A 15,581-nucleotide genomic window follows, 5' to 3' on the forward strand; every position below is an offset into this window, starting at 1 on the left:
GATGGGACGCCGATCCTCCGGCGCCGCCCGCCCCGGCACATCCGCGAGGAGCAGCGTCGTCCGTCCGTAGATGGCCGCGGCCGGCGTCCGCGCGCGGTGCGGATGCGCGTCGGCCCGGCGGGCGCTGTACTGGCGGCACCCGACCGGAAGGCAGGCGATGACCACGACGCACGCCGCGGCGGGCGACGCACCGTTGCACGATCCGGGCTCCGGGCCACCGGTCGCCGCGCTCGTCGGCCAAGGCCTGCCGGTGCCCTGCCTCGACGGCGTGCGCCGGCCCTACGCCGACCTCGACGCCGCGGCGTCGACGAGTGCGCTGCCGGCGGTCGCCGAGCGCGTCGCGGACGTCCTGCCGTGGTACTCGAGCGTGCACCGCGGCGCGGGCCACAAGTCCCAGCTGGCCACGGCGGCCTACGAGCGCGCCAGGGCCGACATCCTGGCCTTCGCCGGCCGGGATCCCGACCGCGACACGGCGATCCTCTGCCGCAACACGACCGAGGCGGTCAACCACCTCGCGCACCGCCTGCGCCTGGACCCGGCGGACGTCGTGGTCAGCACGGCGGTCGAGCATCACGCCAACCTGCTGCCGTGGGCGCGGGTGGCGACGCGGCGGTTCGTCGAGTGCGGCCTCGAGGGGACGTTCGACCTCGCGGCGGTCGTCGCCGCGCTGGACGCCCGGCCGGCCGCGCGGCTGCTGGCCGTGACCGGGGCCTCGAACATCACGGGCTGGCTGCCGCCGGTGGGAGCCATGATCGCCGAGGCGCACGCACGCGGCGTGCCCGTGCTCGTCGACGGCGCCCAGCGCGCACCGCACCTCCCGCTGCCGCCCGAGGCCGACTTCGTGGCCTTCAGCGGCCACAAGATGTACGCGCCCTACGGCGCCGGGGCGCTGATCGGCCCGCGCGACGCCTTCGCCGACGGCGAGCCGTTCCTGGCCGGCGGGGGCGCGGTGGAGTTCGTCTCGCTGGACGAGGTGATCTGGACGTCGCCGCCCGAGCGCGAGGAGGCGGGCTCGCCGAACGTGCTCGGCGCGCTCGCCCTCGGCACCGCGGCCGCGGAGCTCCCCGCGCTCGGCTGGGACCGGATCGCCGCCCACGACCGGGCGCTCGCGCAACGGCTGCGCGGGGGCCTGGCCGCAATCGGCGGCGTGCGCCTCCTGGGGCCCGGACTCGAGGTCGCCACGCTGCCGATCGCCACGTTCCTCATCGAGGGGGTGCCGCACGCGCTGGCCGCCGCGCGCCTGAGCGCGGAGTTCGGCGTCGGCGTGCGCCACGGCTGCTTCTGCGCCCATCCGTACCTGCAGCGGCTGCTGGGCCTGGACGCCGCCGGCACCCGGCGCTTCCGCGACGCCGCGGTGGACCGCGACCGGCGCGGGCGCCCGGGTGCGGTCCGCGCCTCGGCCGGGATCGCGACGACCATCCAGGACGTCGACCGCCTGCTCGAGGGCGTGGCCGCCGTCGCGTCCGGCCCGCCGCCGGTCGAGTACCTCAGGGACGCGGGCACCGGGGAGGCGTGGCCGGCCGGCTTCCCGCGGCCCGCGGAGCCCGGACGGGGCGGCTCCGGCGAGTCGTCGTGAGCGCAGGGGCCGAGGTGGTGGTGGTGGAGGGTGTGCGTCGCAGCTTCGGCGCGCTGGTGCCGGTGCTGCAGGACGTGAGCTTCCGCCTGGAGCCCGGTGAGCTCGTGCTGCTGCGCGGTCCCTCGGGAGCCGGCAAGAGCACCGTGCTCAACCTCGTCGCCGGCCTGGACCGTCCCGACGGCGGCGAGGTGCTGGTCGACGGCGTCCGGGTCGCCGGGCTCGGCCATCCGGCGCGCTTTCGCCGTGAGGTCGTCGGCTTCGTCTTCCAGCTGCATCACCTGCTGGCCGAGCTGACCGCCGAGGAGAACGTCGAGGTGCCGCTGATCCCCGCCCACCTGCGAAGGTCGCAGCGTCGGGCGCGGGCGCGCGCGGCCCTCGCCGAGGTCGGGCTCGGCGATCGCGCGACGCATCGTCCGGTGGAGCTCTCGGGCGGCGAGCGCCAGCTGACGGCCGTCGCGCGCGCGATCGTCGGCCGGCCGCGCCTGCTGCTGGCCGACGAGCCGACGGGGTCGCTGGACGCCATCGCCGGCGAGCGGGTCCTGGGCCTGATCGGCCGCCTGTCCCGCGACCAGGGCATGACGGTCCTGCTCGTCAGCCACGACCCGCGGGCGGCCGGGCGCGTCGATCGCGTCCTGGAGCTTCGCGACGGCCGGATCGTCGCGCCGGAGCCTCGGTAGTTCGTGGCACGACGGCACCGTGGACCCCCCGATGGCGCGCGGCGTCCTGCGGCGCAGGATCCCCGGCATGACCGCCCGCCGGCGCGCCGACCTCGACCTCTACAACGTCCTGCTGGCCTTCGGGTGGCTGCGCGAGCGCGGTGAGCTCGTGCGGGCCACGCTGGACCCGGGCTTCCTGCTGCGCGCGCGGCGCGCGCTGTTCCCGCTGCCGCTCGTCGACCGGCCCCGCCCCGTCGACGTCGGCGCTGCGCTGCCGCCGTTCCGCGCGCGGCCGCTGCGCAAGCCGGTCCCGAAGCGCCCGGCGCTCATCGCCGGCGGCGGCGCCGGCGCGTGCGTGTCGCTGGTCGGGGTGCGCCGCGCGTTCGAGGAGGCGGGGATCGAGCCCGTGCTCATCAGCGCGTGCTCGGGCGGCACGGTGTGGGGGGCGATGTGGGCGGCGGGAATGAGCGCGGAGGAGATGGCCCGCTTCTCGCTGTCCTGGCGGCTGGAGGACTACCTCGACATCCAGTGGGCCGACCTGCCGCGCCACGTGGTCCGCGCGCTGAACGGCTTCAGCGGGCTGGCCAAGGGCGAGGCCATCCAGCGGACGTTCGACGAGCGCTTCGGCGGGCTGACCGTGGGCGAGCTGCCGATCGCGCTGGCCTCGATCGTCTACGACATGGACCGCGGGGTCGTCGACTACTTCGGCACCGCGACGCAGCCGTCGCTGACGATCGGCCGCCAGGTCCGCATCGCGATCGCCCTGCCCGTGTTCATCGAGTCCGTCGAGGTCGATGGCCACCTCTACGTCGACGGCGGCATCATCGACCTGCTCCCGGCCGAGCCGGTGCTGCGCGACCCGACCATCGACCACGTCTTCGCGGTCAACTTCATGCTGCCGGCGCAGCTGCGCCCCCAGGACATCACGGGCTGGCAGGACACGACGATGGGCATCCTCAAGGCCAGCCGTCAGGCCGAACAGGGCTTCCAGCTCGAGCTCGCGCGGCGCGCCCAGGAGGTGCTGGGCGACCGGATGACGATCATCGACGCCGCCGACCACCGCCTCCTGCGCGGGCCGTCGTTCTACGACCTGTTCCTGGACCGCAGCCGCTGGCCGCAGCTCATCCGCGAGGGCCACCGGCGGGCCACCGCGGCGCTCGACGCGTTCCGCGCGCCCGAGGCCGCCCGCGGTCGGGGTCCGCGGCGTTCCACGGTCCGAGGACGCAGTCGTCTACCGATGAACGGCACGCGCGCCGCGGCGAAGATCGAGCGATGAGCGTCTCCTTCGACATCGGCGAGCTGGACCGGGAGATCACGGCCCTGCGCTCGCACCCGCACCTGCGCAAGCTCGTGATCGTGCTCCCGATCGAGCCCGACCTGCGCGACATGGCCCGCGACGTGCTCGCCGAGGGCCCCCCGTTCGATCTGCGCGCCGCCGGGCTCGACGCCCACGAGGTCCTGCTGACCGACAACGAGGCGATCTTCGTCTTCGGCCTGCCCGACGGGCCGCCGGCGCTGGAGCGCATCCTGGCCGAGGAGGACTTCTGGACCGTCGTGAGCTCGTGGGAGCGCATCGCCGCCGGGCCGCCCCGGATCGCCTCCGTCGCGTTCGACTGGCACGCCGCCTGAGCCGCGGGCGCCCCGGTGGGGGATGATCCGGCCCATGCCCACGATCATCCGCTGCCCCGCGTGCGCGACGGCCAATCGCGTCGGCGCGGTCGCCTCCGGCCACCCGCGCTGCGCGAGGTGCAAGGCGACGCTGCCCTGGGTCGTCGACGCCGACGCCGGCTCGTTCGCCGACGAGACGCGGGCGTCGGTTCCCGTGCTCGTCGACTTCTGGGCCGCGTGGTGCGGCCCGTGCCGGGCCATCGCGCCGGTGCTCCAGGACCTGGCCGCGCGCCACGCCGGCCGGCTGAAGGTCGTCAAGGTCGACGTCGACGCCAACCCCGACCTGGCCGCCCGCTATGGCGCGCAGTCCATCCCGCTGCTCGTCGCGCTTCGCGACGGGCGCGAGGTCGACCGGGTCGTCGGTGCGCTGCCGCCCGCCGCGCTGGAGGCGCGCCTGGGCCCGCTGCTGGTGCCGGCCGCATGACCGCGTCCTACGAGCACCTCGTCGTCGAGCAGGAGGGCCCGCTGATGCGGGTCTGGCTCGACCGCCCCGAGGTGCTCAACGCGCTCAACGACGAGATCCTCGTCGAGATCACCGATCTCTTCACCGGCCTGCAGGGCACCGACGAGATCCGGGTCGTCGTGCTCGGCGGCGTGGGGCGCTGCTTCAGCTCGGGCGCCGACCTGCGCCGCTTCCCCGGCCGCACGACGCCCGACGTGCCGCTGGGGCGCAGGCGCTGGCGGGGCAACACGGGCCTGCGCGCCGCGCGGGCCATCGCCGACGCCGACCCGGTCACGATCGCGCGCACCCACAGCCACGTGCTCGGCGGCGGCGTGGTGCTCGCGATCTCGTGCGACTTCCGCATCGGGGCCGACGACACGATCCTGCGCCTGCCCGAGGTCGAGCTCGGCGCGCCGCTGCCGTGGGGCGGCACCCCGCTGCTCATCCGCGAGATGGGCGCGTCGCGGGCGCGCGAGTTCGTCATGTTCAGCACGCCGCTGGACGCCGCGCAGGCCCGCGAGGCCGGCCTCCTGCACGCGGTGGTGCCCGCCGCCTCCCTCGACGCCGAGGTCGACGCCTGGGTGCAGCGCCTGCTGGCGCTGCCCGAGGAGTCGGTGGCCGCGACCAAGCAGCAGTTCCGCCGCTACGCCGCGGTCACCCGGCTGGCCGACCTGAGCGAGACCGATGCCGAGCTGGGCCAGCGCGTGACCGATCGCGGGGCCTGAGCGCGGCGGGCCTACGCGTGGCGCGGGGCCCCGTCTGTCCACGTCGTACGACTGCGGACCGTTGCGGCGATCCGGGCCGGCCGGGGCCTAGTGACCCGTGGAGGAGAAGTGCATGTAGTCCTTCGTGTTCCCCGTCCACCCGCCGCCCCAGCCCCAGCCCACCGAGGCGAACGCGCCGATGACGCGGCGGGTGATCATGCCGCGGCGGTGGCGCGAGCGGTCGCGGTACAGCCGGGCCGCCGGGTCGTGCAGCTGGCCGCACCCCACGTACGGGTTCTCGCGCGGGTTGAGGTCGACGGCGAGGCCGTAGGCGTGCATGGACCACGTCCCGGTCCCCGTGCCGCCCACGCAGGGTGAGGGCACGGCCTGGCGGCACTCGAACGAGCCGCTGACGTCGCCGTCGGTCGGCCGCCCGGCCACCGGCCCGTAGACCGCCGACAGCTTGAGGTGGCGGATCGGGAAGTGCAGCCCGTACAGCCTGGCGAAGACGCCGGCGATCGAGCCGGTCGCGCCGGCGTTGACGATGAGGCGGCCGGTGTGCGCGCGCCCGTCGAAGCCCCAGTGGCGGACGGTCAGCACCCGCAGGCCCGACAGCGGCACGGGACAGCCCGGGTGCCAGAAGCCGCCGGAGCGCAGCTCGGCGCGGATGGGCTTCGACAGCGGCTCGGCCGAGGCGCGGAACGGCGAGGCGAACGCGACGGGCGCGGCGGGCAGGGCGAGCGGGACGGGCACGCCTGCAGGATCCCACGACGCGGCGCCGGCGTCAGCGGCGCGTCAGGCGGCGCGCGGCGACGGGCCGCGGCCCCATCGCCGGCCACCACCGCGGGCGCCGCGCGTGCCGCAGGGCGGGCAGCGCGGGAAGCAGCAGGTTGGCGGCGCGGTAGGCGACGACGATCGGCAGCGCGGTCGCGAGCGGCAGCCCGACCCAGAGCAGGGCGAAGGCCAGCGAGATCTCCGTGGCGCCCGCGCCCGCCAGCGGCATGCTGCGCCGGGTCAGCGAGTAGCCCGTGGCGTAGGCCAGCACGGCGTGCGCGGCGCCCAGCGTGGTGCCGAAGAGCCGGGCGGCGGCGACCAGCATGCCGATCTCCGCGGCCCAGTACATCGCCATCCCCAGCCAGGAGCCGGCGTGACGGATGGGGTGGCGCAGCGCGTCGCGCAGCAGCTCGAAGCCCTTGAAGCCGTCGTCGAGCATGGCGGTGAGGCGATGGCCGGGCGGGCGCGTGCGGCGCCGCCAGCGCGCCGCGGCCCAGAAGCCGATCGCAAAGCCCGCCGGGACCGCCGCCACCCACGGCCACAGCAGCGCGGTCTGGACGTGGCGCGAGCCGGCGGCCAGCAGCAGGATCGCCGCGACCCAGGCCGCGGGGGCCAGCACGGCGTACTCCAGCGCGCCGAGGCCGAGCACGAGGCGTCGCGCGCGGCCCTCCTCCTCGCCGAGCTCGCACAGCGCGCGGCGGTCCAGCGCGAAGCCGCCGAGGAACGCGAAGGGGCCGAAGCCCGCGGTGACGACGCGGGCGACCTCGCTCCAGCCCGGGCGGGCGTTGCCGGCCGCGCGCGCCCAGGCGCCGTAGGCCAGCGTGTAGCCGCCGAGGCCGGCCACGGCCAGCCCGACGATGACCGCGATCCATCCGGGGTGCAGGTGGCCGAACGCCGCGACGGTGGCCGACCACCCGGCCCAGGTGGCGACGAGCAGGCCGCCCGCGCCGGCCAGCGCGAGCGCCACGACCGTCAGCGGCAGGCGGTGGGAGGTGACGCGGGCGTCGATGGGCGCCGTGGACCGGGCCATGCCCGGGTGCGTTCCCGTTCGGGCCCGCCGCCACGCGTGACGGTGCGTCCCGACCGGTAGCGTCGAGCACCATGGACCTGGAGCTCGGAGGCCTGCGCGCGCTGGTGACCGGCGGCAGCCGCGGCATCGGCCGCGGCATCGCCGCCCGTCTGGCCGCCGAGGGTGCGGCCGTCGCGGTCTGCGCCCGCGACGGTGCCGCCGCCGCCGAGGCGGGGGAGGCCCTGGGCGGCTTCGGGATGGCCGCCGACGTGACGAGCGAGGACGACCTGCAGCGCTTCGTCGCCGTCGCGGCGCAGCGGCTGGGCGGCGTCGACCTCGTCGTCGCCAACGCGGGCGGTGCGAGCGGGGGCGCCCCCCTGGAGGAGGCCGACGCCGCGGCCTGGTCGCAGACCATGGCCGTCAACGTGGTCCACGCGCCCGCGCTCATCCGTGCGAGCCTGGGCCACCTCGAGCGCTCGGCGCACGCGGCGGCGCTGATCATCAGCTCGGTCTCCGGGCTGCGCCCGCAGCTGCGCGCCCAGTACGCCGCGGCCAAGGCCGCCGAGATCCACGCCGCCGCCGCGCTGGGCCGCGAGCTGGGGCCCAGGGGCATCCGGGTCAACGCGCTGAGCCCGGGCTCGATCCTGTTCGAGGGCGGGGGCTGGGAGGCCCGCCGCGACCGCGACCCCGAGGCCTTCGCCCGCTGGATCGCCGCCGAGCTGCCGCACGGGCGCCTGGGCACCGTGGAGGAGGTCGCCGACGTCGCGGCGTTCCTGCTCTCGCCGCGCGCGAGCTGGGTCAACGGCGCCAACGTCGTCGTCGACGGCGGCCAGGGGCATCCGAACATGCCGTAGGCCCGCGCCGGCGGGTCAGGGCACGACGGGCGCGGGCTCCGGCTCGGCCGGAGCGGGCTCGGCCGGGACGCCCGGGCCGCGGTTGACGGCCAGCAGCGGGATGAGCAGCAGGGCGATCGCCCCGCCGGTGAACGAGAGCGCCGAGTAGCCGCTGGCGGCCACGACGAGGCCGCTGCCGATGCCGCCCGTCGCGCCGGCGAGGCTGACCGACAGGTCGACGGAGCCCTGGGTCCGCGCGCGCGTGGCGATCGGCGTGGCGTCGGTGAGCATCGCGGTGCCCCCGATGAGGCCGAGGTTCCAGCCCAGCCCGAGCAGGCCGAGGGCGATCGAGAGCAGGACCATCGAGTCGGCCGGGGCCAGCGCGGCGAGCAGGCCGGAGCTCAGCAGGACCACTGCGCCCGCGCCGATCACGGGCCGGCGGCCGACCCGGTCCACGAGCCGCCCCGTCAGCGGCGAGGGCAGGTACATCGCCGCGATGTGGATGGAGACGACCATCCCGGCGGCGGCGAGGCTGTGGCCGTGATCGCGCATGTGGATCGGCGTCATGGTCATGATCCCCACCATCACGATCTGGGTGATGACCATGCCGGCGGCGGCGATGCGCACCTGGCGCGGCGAGCCCGCCGACGGGGCGGGTGCGCCGTGGGGCGCCTCGCGCGCGGCGTCGGCGGCCCAGCGGCGCGAGCTCAGCAGCGGGTCGGGCCGCATGCGCGCGAAGATCACCAGCGCGGCGGCCAGGTAGGCGGCCCCGGCGAGCATGAACGGCCCGGCCAGCGGCGTGACGTGCACGCTGCGGGCGACGTCGCCGGTGACCGAGACGAGGTTGGGCCCGATGACCGCGCCGACGGTCGTGGCGACGAGCACGGCGCTCACGGCGCGGCCGCGGCGCTCCTCCGTGACGAGGTCGGCGCCCGCGTAGCGCGCCTGGAGGTTGGTCGCGGTCCCGGCGCCGTAGACCAGCAGGGAGGCCAGCAGCAGCGCCACGCTGTCCAGCGCCGTGGCGGCCACGACCCCGGCGGCCCCCGCCGCGCCGGCGGCGTAGCCCGTCGCCAGGCCCGGCCGGCGCCCGCGGTGCTGGGAGAGCCGGCCCACCAGCAGCGACGCGACCGCCGAGCCGAGCGTGAACAGCGCAGACGGCACGCCGGCCGAGCCCTTGCCGCCGAGCATGTCCTCGGCGATGAGCCCGCCGACCACGACGCCCGCCGCCAGGCCCGCGCCGCTGAGGATCTGGGCGACCGTCAGCACGCGGATCGTGTGGCGGTAGAGCGCCTCGGCCTCGTCCCGGCGCAGGTCGGCGGCGCTCACGTGGCGCCGCCGAGCCGCCGCCGGGGATGGTCGTGCATGGAGGTCTCCTACCAGAAACGCTGCGGGCGATCCCGCCGCGGGGGGTCAGCCGCAGTGCGTCCAGCCCGACCGGAAGGCCGAGTGGAACTCGCCGCGCGGCGACCAGTTGGACGGCACGAGCAGGTCGGCGCCGCCGCCCCACCGCACGCACTTGCTGCGGGCCGTGACGTAGACCGGGCCGGCGAAGAACTTGAAGTTGCCCTGGTCGCTGTCGAGGTTGGCGGGGTTGGTCAGCGGCCGCGTGTAGACCTCGGCGTAGAGCCAGTCGCCGTACTTCTCGGCCTGGCCGACGCGGTAGCGCTTGAGGTTGACGACGCAGTTCTGCCCGGTCGAGGCGTTGTAGGTCAGCACGACCTCGGAGAGCAGCTGGCCCCAGTTGCCGTCGACGAGCCTGTGGCGGTCGATGGGCTTGAAGCCCGGGCCGCACACCCCCGCCGCGGTGTAGGGGTTGGCCTTGGCGGCGGCCATCGCGGGGAGCGCCATGACGGCGATGAGCGCGACGGCGACGGTGACCATCCGTGTGTTCCTCATGATGGACAGCATTTCTTGGCATCGGGATCCGGAAACGTCGGTTCTCATGGAGGTCTCATGCGACCAGGGACCGCGCCCGGGCGATCACGGGGTGTCGGACGCCAGGGTCGCGGGCGATCCGCCCGGCGTCCAGGAGCCCTGGCCGATGCCCTTCCCCGATCAGCTGCCCTCGCCCGACGTGCCCGTGCGGAGCCGGTGGCGGCGGACGCGGGTGGGAGCGGGGCTCGGTGTGTGACGCACATCGCAGAAGACATACCCCTGGGGTGTATCTTTGCGGGAGTCGAGTCGATACTCCCCCATAGTACCCCGGAGCCCGCCATGTCCACCTCCACCATCTCCGCACACGACCTCGCCGAGCAGCTGCGCCTGCTTCGCGCCGAGCGCTCCCTGGCGGAGCTTCACGGCCTCGCAGCCGACACGGCGTACCTGGCCGACCTCGAGGCCGAGATCCGCCACACGACCGCCGCCTACGTCGGCGCCGCCGTCACCGAGATCGCATCCCTCCGCGGCCGGCTGTCGGGTCCCCTGCACGGCTGATCGCCTCCATCCCCGGTACTCCATTCCAGGGAGCCCGACGTGCCCCCGTTCCGCACGGGTGGGCGGCGCCGCGCGCCCGCCGCGGAGGGCAGCGCGACCACGGCTGCCGCAGTCAGACCCTCAACAAGGAGTTCCCATGTCGTCCGCACACCCGCGGCGTTGGTCGGCCCTGGCCGTCATCGCCCTCGCGCAGTTCGTCGTCATCATGGACACCTCGATCATCGGAGTGGCCCTGCCCGAGATCCAGGCCGCTCTCGGCTTCGGCGCCGAGAGCCTCTCCTGGATGTTCAACGCCTACGTCGTCGCGCTCGGCGGCCTGCTGCTGCTCGGCGGCCGCCTGTCAGACCTCTTCGGCGCCAGGCGCATGTTCATGTTCGGTTGGGCGATCCTCGCCGCCGGATCGCTGGCCGCCGGCCTGGCCGGTTCGGTCGGCGTGGAGATCGCCGCCCGCGCCGCCCAGGGCATCGGCGCGGCGTTCATCGCCCCGTCGGCCCTGACGTTGCTGATGATGCTCTTCGGCTCGGACCCCAGGGAGCTGATGAAGGCCTTCTCGATCTACGGCGCCGCGGCGCCGGCCGGCGGCACCGCCGGCGTCTTCCTCGGCGGCGTCATCACCGAGTGGATCAGCTGGCCGTGGGTCTTCTTCATCAACATCCCGCTCGCCCTCGGGGTGCTCGCGGTCACGCCGAGGCTGATGCCCGGCGTCCCGGCGCGCCGTGGATCGGTCGACGTGCTCGGCGCCGTGATCGCCACGGCCGGCCTGGCGCTGACCGTCTTCGGCGTCGTCCGAGCGCCTGAGGAGGGCTGGCAGGCGCCGGCCACGCTGCTGAGCATCGCCGCCGGCGCCGCGCTGCTGGCCGGCTTCGTCGCCGTCCAGGCGGTGCGGCGCGCGCCGCTGCTGCGGCTCGGCATCTTCCGCGCTCCCAACCTGGCCGCGGCCAACGTCAGCCAGCTGCTGCTGGGTGGCGCGTGGATTCCCATGTGGTTCTTCCTGAACCTCTACCTGCAGCGGGTGCTCGGCTTCGGGGCCTTCGAGGGCGGCGCCGCGCTGCTGCCCATGACCGCGATGATCGCGGTGCTGATGGTCGTGGTCGCACCCCGCCTGCAGGCTCGCGTGGGCGCCAAGCCGATGGTCGTCGGTGGCCTGCTCGTGCTCGGCTCCGGCCTGTTCGTGCTGTCGCTGAGCCGTCCGGACGGAAGCTTCGCCGTCGACGTGCTGCCCGGCTCGCTGCTGGCGGCCACCGGGATGGCGCTGGCCTTCATCCCGTCGCTGGGCACCGCCATCCAGTCCGCACCGCCCGAGGAGGGCGGCCTGGCATCCGGGATCGTCAACACCGCCTACCAGGTCGGCTCCGCGCTCGGCCTGGCGGCCATGACCGCGGTCGCCGGCAGCCACGGCGCCGATCGGATCGGCGACGCCGCCGCCCAGACCGGCGGGTACTCGGCCGCCTTCGTCGGGGCGGCGGGCGTCGCCGTCGCCGGGGCGATCGTCGCCCTGCTCACGCTGCGCAGCCCCGGGCCGGCTCAGCCGGAGCTCGACGCGACGGCGGCCGACGACCGCCAGGCCATCGCCGCCTAGCCGCAAGGCCCGACGGCCCGCCGGGGATCCTCGAGCCCCGGCGGGCACCGATGCGATCGGCTAGCGTCCGCCGGGTGGGCGACGAAAGCACGTTCATGTTCGCCGACATCGCCGGGTTCACCGCCTTGACGGAGGCCCACGGTGACGACGAGGCGGCCGACCTGGCGCTGGAGTTCTGCCGGCGCGTCAGCCGGCAGCTCGGCCCCGAGGACGGCGAGGTCGTCAAGACCATCGGCGACGCCGTGATGGTGCGCCTGACGTCGGCCGGGCGGGCGATCCGCCTGGGGGTCGCTATCGTCGAGGACCTCATGTCCGAGCATGGGCAGCCCACGGTCCGCGTCGGGATGCACAGCGGGCCCGCGACGCGACGCGGGGGCGACTACTTCGGCACGACGGTGAACCTCGCGGCCCGCATCGCCGCGGCCGCCGCGGGCGGGGAGGTGCTGATCTCCGAGACCGTTCGGCAGCTCGGGGCAGCGGCGCTGAGCGACGTGGCCGTCACCGCGCGCGGCGAGGCCCGGTTTCGCAATGTCGCTGCACCGGTCGCGCTGTACGCGGTCCACCGCGCCCACGAGCCCGGCAGGCGGCAGCACCCGCTCGATCCCGTGTGCCGCATGGCCGTGGTCCCCGGGCGTGAGGCGCGGCGCGTGACGCACGGCGACACGATCCACTTCTTCTGCTCGGAGCTGTGCGCCGACCGGTTCTCCGCGGCACCCGGCGACTACGTGGGGTCGATGCGAGCGACGTGATCGTCGCCGGCGGCGCGGAGGCGCAGGAGCCGATGCTGGGCGGGGCCGAGCAATTGGTGATGCCGACGGCCGGTCGAACCCCCCGATCGACCGGCCGGAGGGCGCTCGACCTGGGCCGAGCGGTATGACCGCTACGAGCGGTCCGCGCGCTGGAGAACGACCGTTGGTTCATCTTCTCGCTCGATGGCTCAGCGGGCGTACATGATGACCCCGACGCCGACAAGGCAGATGAACGCGCCGGCGAAGTCCGAGCGATCGGGGCGGAAGCCGTCGAAGGTGATGCCCCAGAGCAGCGATCCGACGATGAGGACGCCGCCGCAGGCCGCCAGCACCCGGCCGAACTCATGGCTCGGCTGGAAGGCGGCGATGACGCCGTAGGCGGCGAGGGCCATGGCGCCGACAGCGATGAACGCGAGGCCCCTGTGCTCCTTGATGCCGATCCAGACGAGGTAGGCGCCGCCGATCTCGGCGATGGCGCGGCCAGGTGCAGGGCGGCGACCGCAGCGGCCAGGGGGGGCGAGGCCGGTGCGGTGCTCGTCAGGCTGATGGACGACCTCGCGCACGTCCAGCACACGAGGATCGGCATCGCCCAGTTCGCCCACGGCGCGCCGAACGACACCCCGCAACGACGAAGGCCCCGCATTCGCAGGGCCTTCGTGGAAGCGGCTGAAGGGACCCGACGGCATGGCGACGGACTGTTGCGGCGCTGGAAGGGTTACACGTCCTGGCCTGGCCCTGCAACGTGCGATTCGCCGTGCGATCGCGGGTGCAGAGCGTGCCCAGGCGGCACCGCGCGCGTGGTACCAGGATCGTGGTTGCCCGTCTTGCCACCCGGTGGTAGCTTCGCAGCCGCTTGCGGGGGCGCGACGTACCGATCGGGATTGACAGACGGGGGTTTTGATGGACGTGGTTCGCGTCGGCCGCAGTCTTGCGCCGGTGGTTGCCGTGCTCGCCTTCGCGGCGGCGCCGTGCAGCGCGCAGGCCCGTACGACGCCGCGGCGCGTGGCGCCGGCGCGTAGAGCGTCCGTGCTCGTACATGCGATCCATCGAGCATCGACGACCCAGCAGCACGAGCGCGCCGTCCTTGCGGTGATGCGCAAGCTCGACGTCGCCGTCTACACCGGATCGGGACAGGCGGTCGTGACTCACGCGTCGGCGGCACACCACGCGTTTCTCTACGACTTCGAACTCGGCGCCTTGGGCGATCAGGTCGCCCGCGGGGAGCGGATCCCGGTCACGACGCTCGCCCAGCGCCTCAGTGACGCGGGCCTGCACAAGCCGCACTCGGCACTCGGCGCAGCAGATCTCGCGGCCGGCATCGCCGCGGCGGTGCAGGACGGCCAGCGCCATCCAGGGAGCGCCACGTCATTTCCCTCGCTCGTCCTCGCCGCGCTCGGGCGCACCGACACGCCGCGCGTCGACATCGCGCACCTGAAAGGCACCGACAGCCTTGATCCGCTGCAGGCAGAGATCATCATGTTGGGGATCGCGCAGACCACGTACGGCACGGTCCGCCACGTGCGCCACATCGCGCGCGCCGCGGGTACGTCCGACTCCTGCGGGGACGTCAATCGTGCGATCGATCTCGTGCTGTCGGGCGGCAACGACGGTCTCGTCGGGAAGTTCACCAAGAAGGCGCTGAAGACCGTCTTCAAACGCGAGTTCCTGACGAAGGCGCAGCGTGCCGCCCTGAAGCTTGCCTCCGTGATCGAGGATGGACTTCACGGCTCGGCGCTTGCCCTGTCGGTGTCCGTCCACGGTGACCCCGAGACGGCAGGGCCGGTCCACTACGACCACTCGGCCGCTGAGCACAACGTGTTGGCGATGCGCATCAAGGTCGAGATGCTCGACGACTACGGGGACATCACGGTGAAGTGCGGGCCGCTCGCCGGCCTGAAGTTCCCGAAGAAGGGCGGAATCCCCGATGTCCCGATGCACTGGGACTACCCGAACCTCGCCCAGCACGGTCAGGTCATCTGCGGGGATGGCTGCAACAAGACCGGTCCGGACGGCGTCGCAACCCTGCAGCTCGCGGTCAACAGCGAGCGGGTTCCCGGTTACGGGCTCCAGCAGGAGGCAACCGACAACGCCGACGCCGTCGCGGCCTACCAGAGTGCCTTCGGTGCCGGGCTCAGCAACCCGAGCTTCTGGGCGCAGTACTTCACGCCGAAGATCGGCGGCGTACGTTGGTTCGTGACCTGGCACAAAGCACCCAACCTCACGCTTCGATTCACCAACCAGCACGACGAGACCTACACCGATCAGCCCGAGGGACAGTTCTCGTCGACGGGCACGGGCGCATGGCATTCGGCGATCAGTGCCGTGGCGCCGCTGCAGGCAGTGACCACGACGGACGGCACAGCGCTGTGGACCGGCGACGCACCGATCAACTGGGACGCGTTCTCCTACCATGACGACGGTGGCAAGTCGCTCTGTCAGGACGGCAAGACGGGGACGATCGACTTCGACGGCTCGTCGCCTGGGCCGGGCGAGCTCATCGTCGACTCCGTGCAGCAGGATCCGGCTGCGCCATCGCCGGGCATCACCGTCGTGCTGCACGCCCAGCACGAGCCAACGTACCTGTGGACGCAGACGTTCCACCACGGCTCCAGCAGCTGCGCAGACTTCTCCAACAACCTCACCGACAGTTGGTGGAGCGGTCCGAGCCGGGCGTTCTCCGCGACCGGCGTGACGACGACGAGCTACGACAACGGAGCGGGGGCGTCGCCGACCTACCGGATCACCGGCTGGCAGCCGGGGCCGTCGTCTGGTGGTGGCGAGGGGGTGTACGCATACCGCGACTTCCCGTACACCACCACGAGCGCCAGCGGGGAGCCCATCAGCGGCGCAACCCGCGTCGAGATCGTCGCCTCACCGTCGCCCTGAGCCCTGTGCGAGCGGACGTCGGTGAGGAGCGCCGTGCCTCCGAGGTCGCGCGCGCGGGCCGCCGCCGAAGGTCATCACCGCCGTCCGCCGGGTACCGGCGTCGCGAATGACGAGATCGCCGCACGCTGTGCCGAAGACGCCCGGGCCGCCGGGCTGATTCGCGTTCTCGCCTACACGGGTATGTGGGTGGGGAGGTGCTGGCGCTGCTCCGGAGCGACGTCGACCTCGAAGGCCGGCGGATCATCGTTCAGCGAGCGGTCAGTGCCAGGGGA

16 protein-coding genes are annotated in these 15,581 nt (G+C 74.2%); 11 read left to right on the top strand and 5 right to left on the bottom strand.

Features of this window, described 5'->3' with window-relative positions:
• Nucleotides 1-157: 157 nt before the first annotated feature.
• From FSW04_RS14960 to FSW04_RS14985, 6 genes are all read left to right on the top strand, one after another.
• The gene (locus FSW04_RS14960) at nucleotides 158-1,576 is read left to right on the top strand and encodes an aminotransferase class V-fold PLP-dependent enzyme (protein ID WP_187368801.1); all 1,419 of its coding nucleotides are present in this window, start codon (nucleotides 158-160) and stop codon (nucleotides 1,574-1,576) included.
• A complete protein-coding gene (locus FSW04_RS14965; protein ID WP_146920624.1) occupies nucleotides 1,573-2,253 on the top strand; it encodes an ABC transporter ATP-binding protein in 681 nt (226 codons plus the stop codon). Before FSW04_RS14960 ends, FSW04_RS14965 begins: the two co-directional genes overlap by 4 nt.
• 67 nt (nucleotides 2,254-2,320) lie before the next feature.
• A complete protein-coding gene (locus FSW04_RS14970) occupies nucleotides 2,321-3,508 on the top strand; it encodes a patatin-like phospholipase family protein (protein ID WP_187368802.1) in 1,188 nt (395 codons plus the stop codon).
• On the top strand, nucleotides 3,505-3,861 hold the full coding sequence (locus FSW04_RS14975) for a hypothetical protein (RefSeq protein WP_146920628.1): 357 nt from the start codon (nucleotides 3,505-3,507) through the stop codon (nucleotides 3,859-3,861). The genes FSW04_RS14970 and FSW04_RS14975 overlap by 4 nt, the downstream gene beginning before the upstream one ends.
• Nucleotides 3,862-3,895: 34 nt before the next feature.
• Nucleotides 3,896-4,324, top strand: coding sequence for a thioredoxin (gene trxA, locus FSW04_RS14980; RefSeq protein WP_146920631.1), 429 nt, complete (start codon nucleotides 3,896-3,898; stop codon nucleotides 4,322-4,324).
• The gene (locus FSW04_RS14985; RefSeq protein WP_146920633.1) at nucleotides 4,321-5,067 is read left to right on the top strand and encodes an enoyl-CoA hydratase/isomerase family protein; all 747 of its coding nucleotides are present in this window, start codon (nucleotides 4,321-4,323) and stop codon (nucleotides 5,065-5,067) included. Before trxA ends, FSW04_RS14985 begins: the two co-directional genes overlap by 4 nt.
• 87 nt (nucleotides 5,068-5,154) lie before the next feature.
• Here the strand turns inward: FSW04_RS14985 and FSW04_RS14990 are convergent, their stop codons facing one another.
• Together FSW04_RS14990 and FSW04_RS14995 are read right to left on the bottom strand one after the other, a co-directional pair.
• Nucleotides 5,155-5,799 (bottom strand): M15 family metallopeptidase, encoded by a 645-nt coding sequence (locus tag FSW04_RS14990; protein WP_146920635.1) that lies wholly within the window; start codon nucleotides 5,797-5,799, stop codon nucleotides 5,155-5,157.
• Between the two features lie 31 nt (nucleotides 5,800-5,830).
• Nucleotides 5,831-6,850, bottom strand: coding sequence for a lysylphosphatidylglycerol synthase transmembrane domain-containing protein (locus FSW04_RS14995; protein WP_146920637.1), 1,020 nt, complete (start codon nucleotides 6,848-6,850; stop codon nucleotides 5,831-5,833).
• 71 nt (nucleotides 6,851-6,921) lie between these two features.
• Here FSW04_RS14995 and FSW04_RS15000 point away from each other — a divergent pair, with 71 nt between their 5' ends.
• Nucleotides 6,922-7,683, top strand: a complete 762-nt coding sequence (locus FSW04_RS15000; protein ID WP_146920639.1) for an SDR family oxidoreductase — start codon at nucleotides 6,922-6,924, stop codon at nucleotides 7,681-7,683.
• Between the two features lie 15 nt (nucleotides 7,684-7,698).
• Here the strand turns inward: FSW04_RS15000 and FSW04_RS15005 are convergent, their stop codons facing one another.
• Together FSW04_RS15005 and FSW04_RS15010 are read right to left on the bottom strand one after the other, a co-directional pair.
• Nucleotides 7,699-8,988 (bottom strand): MFS transporter, encoded by a 1,290-nt coding sequence (locus FSW04_RS15005; RefSeq protein ID WP_228430488.1) that lies wholly within the window; start codon nucleotides 8,986-8,988, stop codon nucleotides 7,699-7,701.
• 84 nt (nucleotides 8,989-9,072) lie between these two features.
• Nucleotides 9,073-9,558, bottom strand: coding sequence for a serine/threonine protein kinase (locus tag FSW04_RS15010; RefSeq protein ID WP_187368803.1), 486 nt, complete (start codon nucleotides 9,556-9,558; stop codon nucleotides 9,073-9,075).
• 318 nt (nucleotides 9,559-9,876) lie between these two features.
• Between FSW04_RS15010 and FSW04_RS15015 the strand changes: the two genes are divergently transcribed.
• From FSW04_RS15015 to FSW04_RS15025, 3 genes are all read left to right on the top strand, one after another.
• Nucleotides 9,877-10,095, top strand: a complete 219-nt coding sequence (locus FSW04_RS15015) for a hypothetical protein (protein ID WP_146920641.1) — start codon at nucleotides 9,877-9,879, stop codon at nucleotides 10,093-10,095.
• 136 nt (nucleotides 10,096-10,231) lie between these two features.
• Nucleotides 10,232-11,674, top strand: a complete 1,443-nt coding sequence (locus FSW04_RS15020) for an MFS transporter (RefSeq protein WP_146920643.1) — start codon at nucleotides 10,232-10,234, stop codon at nucleotides 11,672-11,674.
• Nucleotides 11,675-11,748: 74 nt separating this feature from the next.
• Nucleotides 11,749-12,423 carry an adenylate/guanylate cyclase domain-containing protein gene (locus tag FSW04_RS15025; protein WP_187368804.1) on the top strand — a complete coding sequence of 225 codons (675 nt, stop codon included), beginning with the start codon at nucleotides 11,749-11,751 and terminating at the stop codon, nucleotides 12,421-12,423.
• A gap of 188 nt (nucleotides 12,424-12,611) precedes the next feature.
• On the opposite strand, the gene FSW04_RS28550 is transcribed toward FSW04_RS15025, so the two are convergent.
• Nucleotides 12,612-12,896: a YnfA family protein gene (locus FSW04_RS28550; protein WP_407652990.1), complete on the bottom strand. Its 285-nt coding sequence runs from the start codon at nucleotides 12,894-12,896 to the stop codon at nucleotides 12,612-12,614.
• A 427-nt stretch (nucleotides 12,897-13,323) separates the two neighbouring features.
• Between FSW04_RS28550 and FSW04_RS15035 the strand changes: the two genes are divergently transcribed.
• Nucleotides 13,324-15,309 carry a hypothetical protein gene (locus FSW04_RS15035; RefSeq protein WP_146920649.1) on the top strand — a complete coding sequence of 662 codons (1,986 nt, stop codon included), beginning with the start codon at nucleotides 13,324-13,326 and terminating at the stop codon, nucleotides 15,307-15,309.
• Nucleotides 15,310-15,581 lie beyond the last annotated feature (272 nt).

The organism is Baekduia soli, assembly GCF_007970665.1.
Lineage (GTDB): Bacteria > Actinomycetota > Thermoleophilia > Solirubrobacterales > Solirubrobacteraceae > Baekduia > Baekduia soli.

Coding starts and splice junctions, on each gene's coding strand:
- FSW04_RS14960 (WP_187368801.1), top strand. CDS start 158: ATGACCACGACGCACGCCGCGGCGGGCGACGCACCGTTGCACGATCCG.
- FSW04_RS14970 (WP_187368802.1), top strand. CDS start 2,321: ATGACCGCCCGCCGGCGCGCCGACCTCGACCTCTACAACGTCCTGCTG.
- FSW04_RS14975 (WP_146920628.1), top strand. CDS start 3,505: ATGAGCGTCTCCTTCGACATCGGCGAGCTGGACCGGGAGATCACGGCC.
- trxA (WP_146920631.1), top strand. CDS start 3,896: ATGCCCACGATCATCCGCTGCCCCGCGTGCGCGACGGCCAATCGCGTC.
- FSW04_RS14985 (WP_146920633.1), top strand. CDS start 4,321: ATGACCGCGTCCTACGAGCACCTCGTCGTCGAGCAGGAGGGCCCGCTG.
- FSW04_RS14995 (WP_146920637.1), bottom strand. CDS start 6,850: ATGGCCCGGTCCACGGCGCCCATCGACGCCCGCGTCACCTCCCACCGC.
- FSW04_RS15000 (WP_146920639.1), top strand. CDS start 6,922: ATGGACCTGGAGCTCGGAGGCCTGCGCGCGCTGGTGACCGGCGGCAGC.
- FSW04_RS15010 (WP_187368803.1), bottom strand. CDS start 9,558: ATGAGGAACACACGGATGGTCACCGTCGCCGTCGCGCTCATCGCCGTC.
- FSW04_RS15015 (WP_146920641.1), top strand. CDS start 9,877: ATGTCCACCTCCACCATCTCCGCACACGACCTCGCCGAGCAGCTGCGC.
- FSW04_RS15020 (WP_146920643.1), top strand. CDS start 10,232: ATGTCGTCCGCACACCCGCGGCGTTGGTCGGCCCTGGCCGTCATCGCC.
- FSW04_RS15035 (WP_146920649.1), top strand. CDS start 13,324: ATGGACGTGGTTCGCGTCGGCCGCAGTCTTGCGCCGGTGGTTGCCGTG.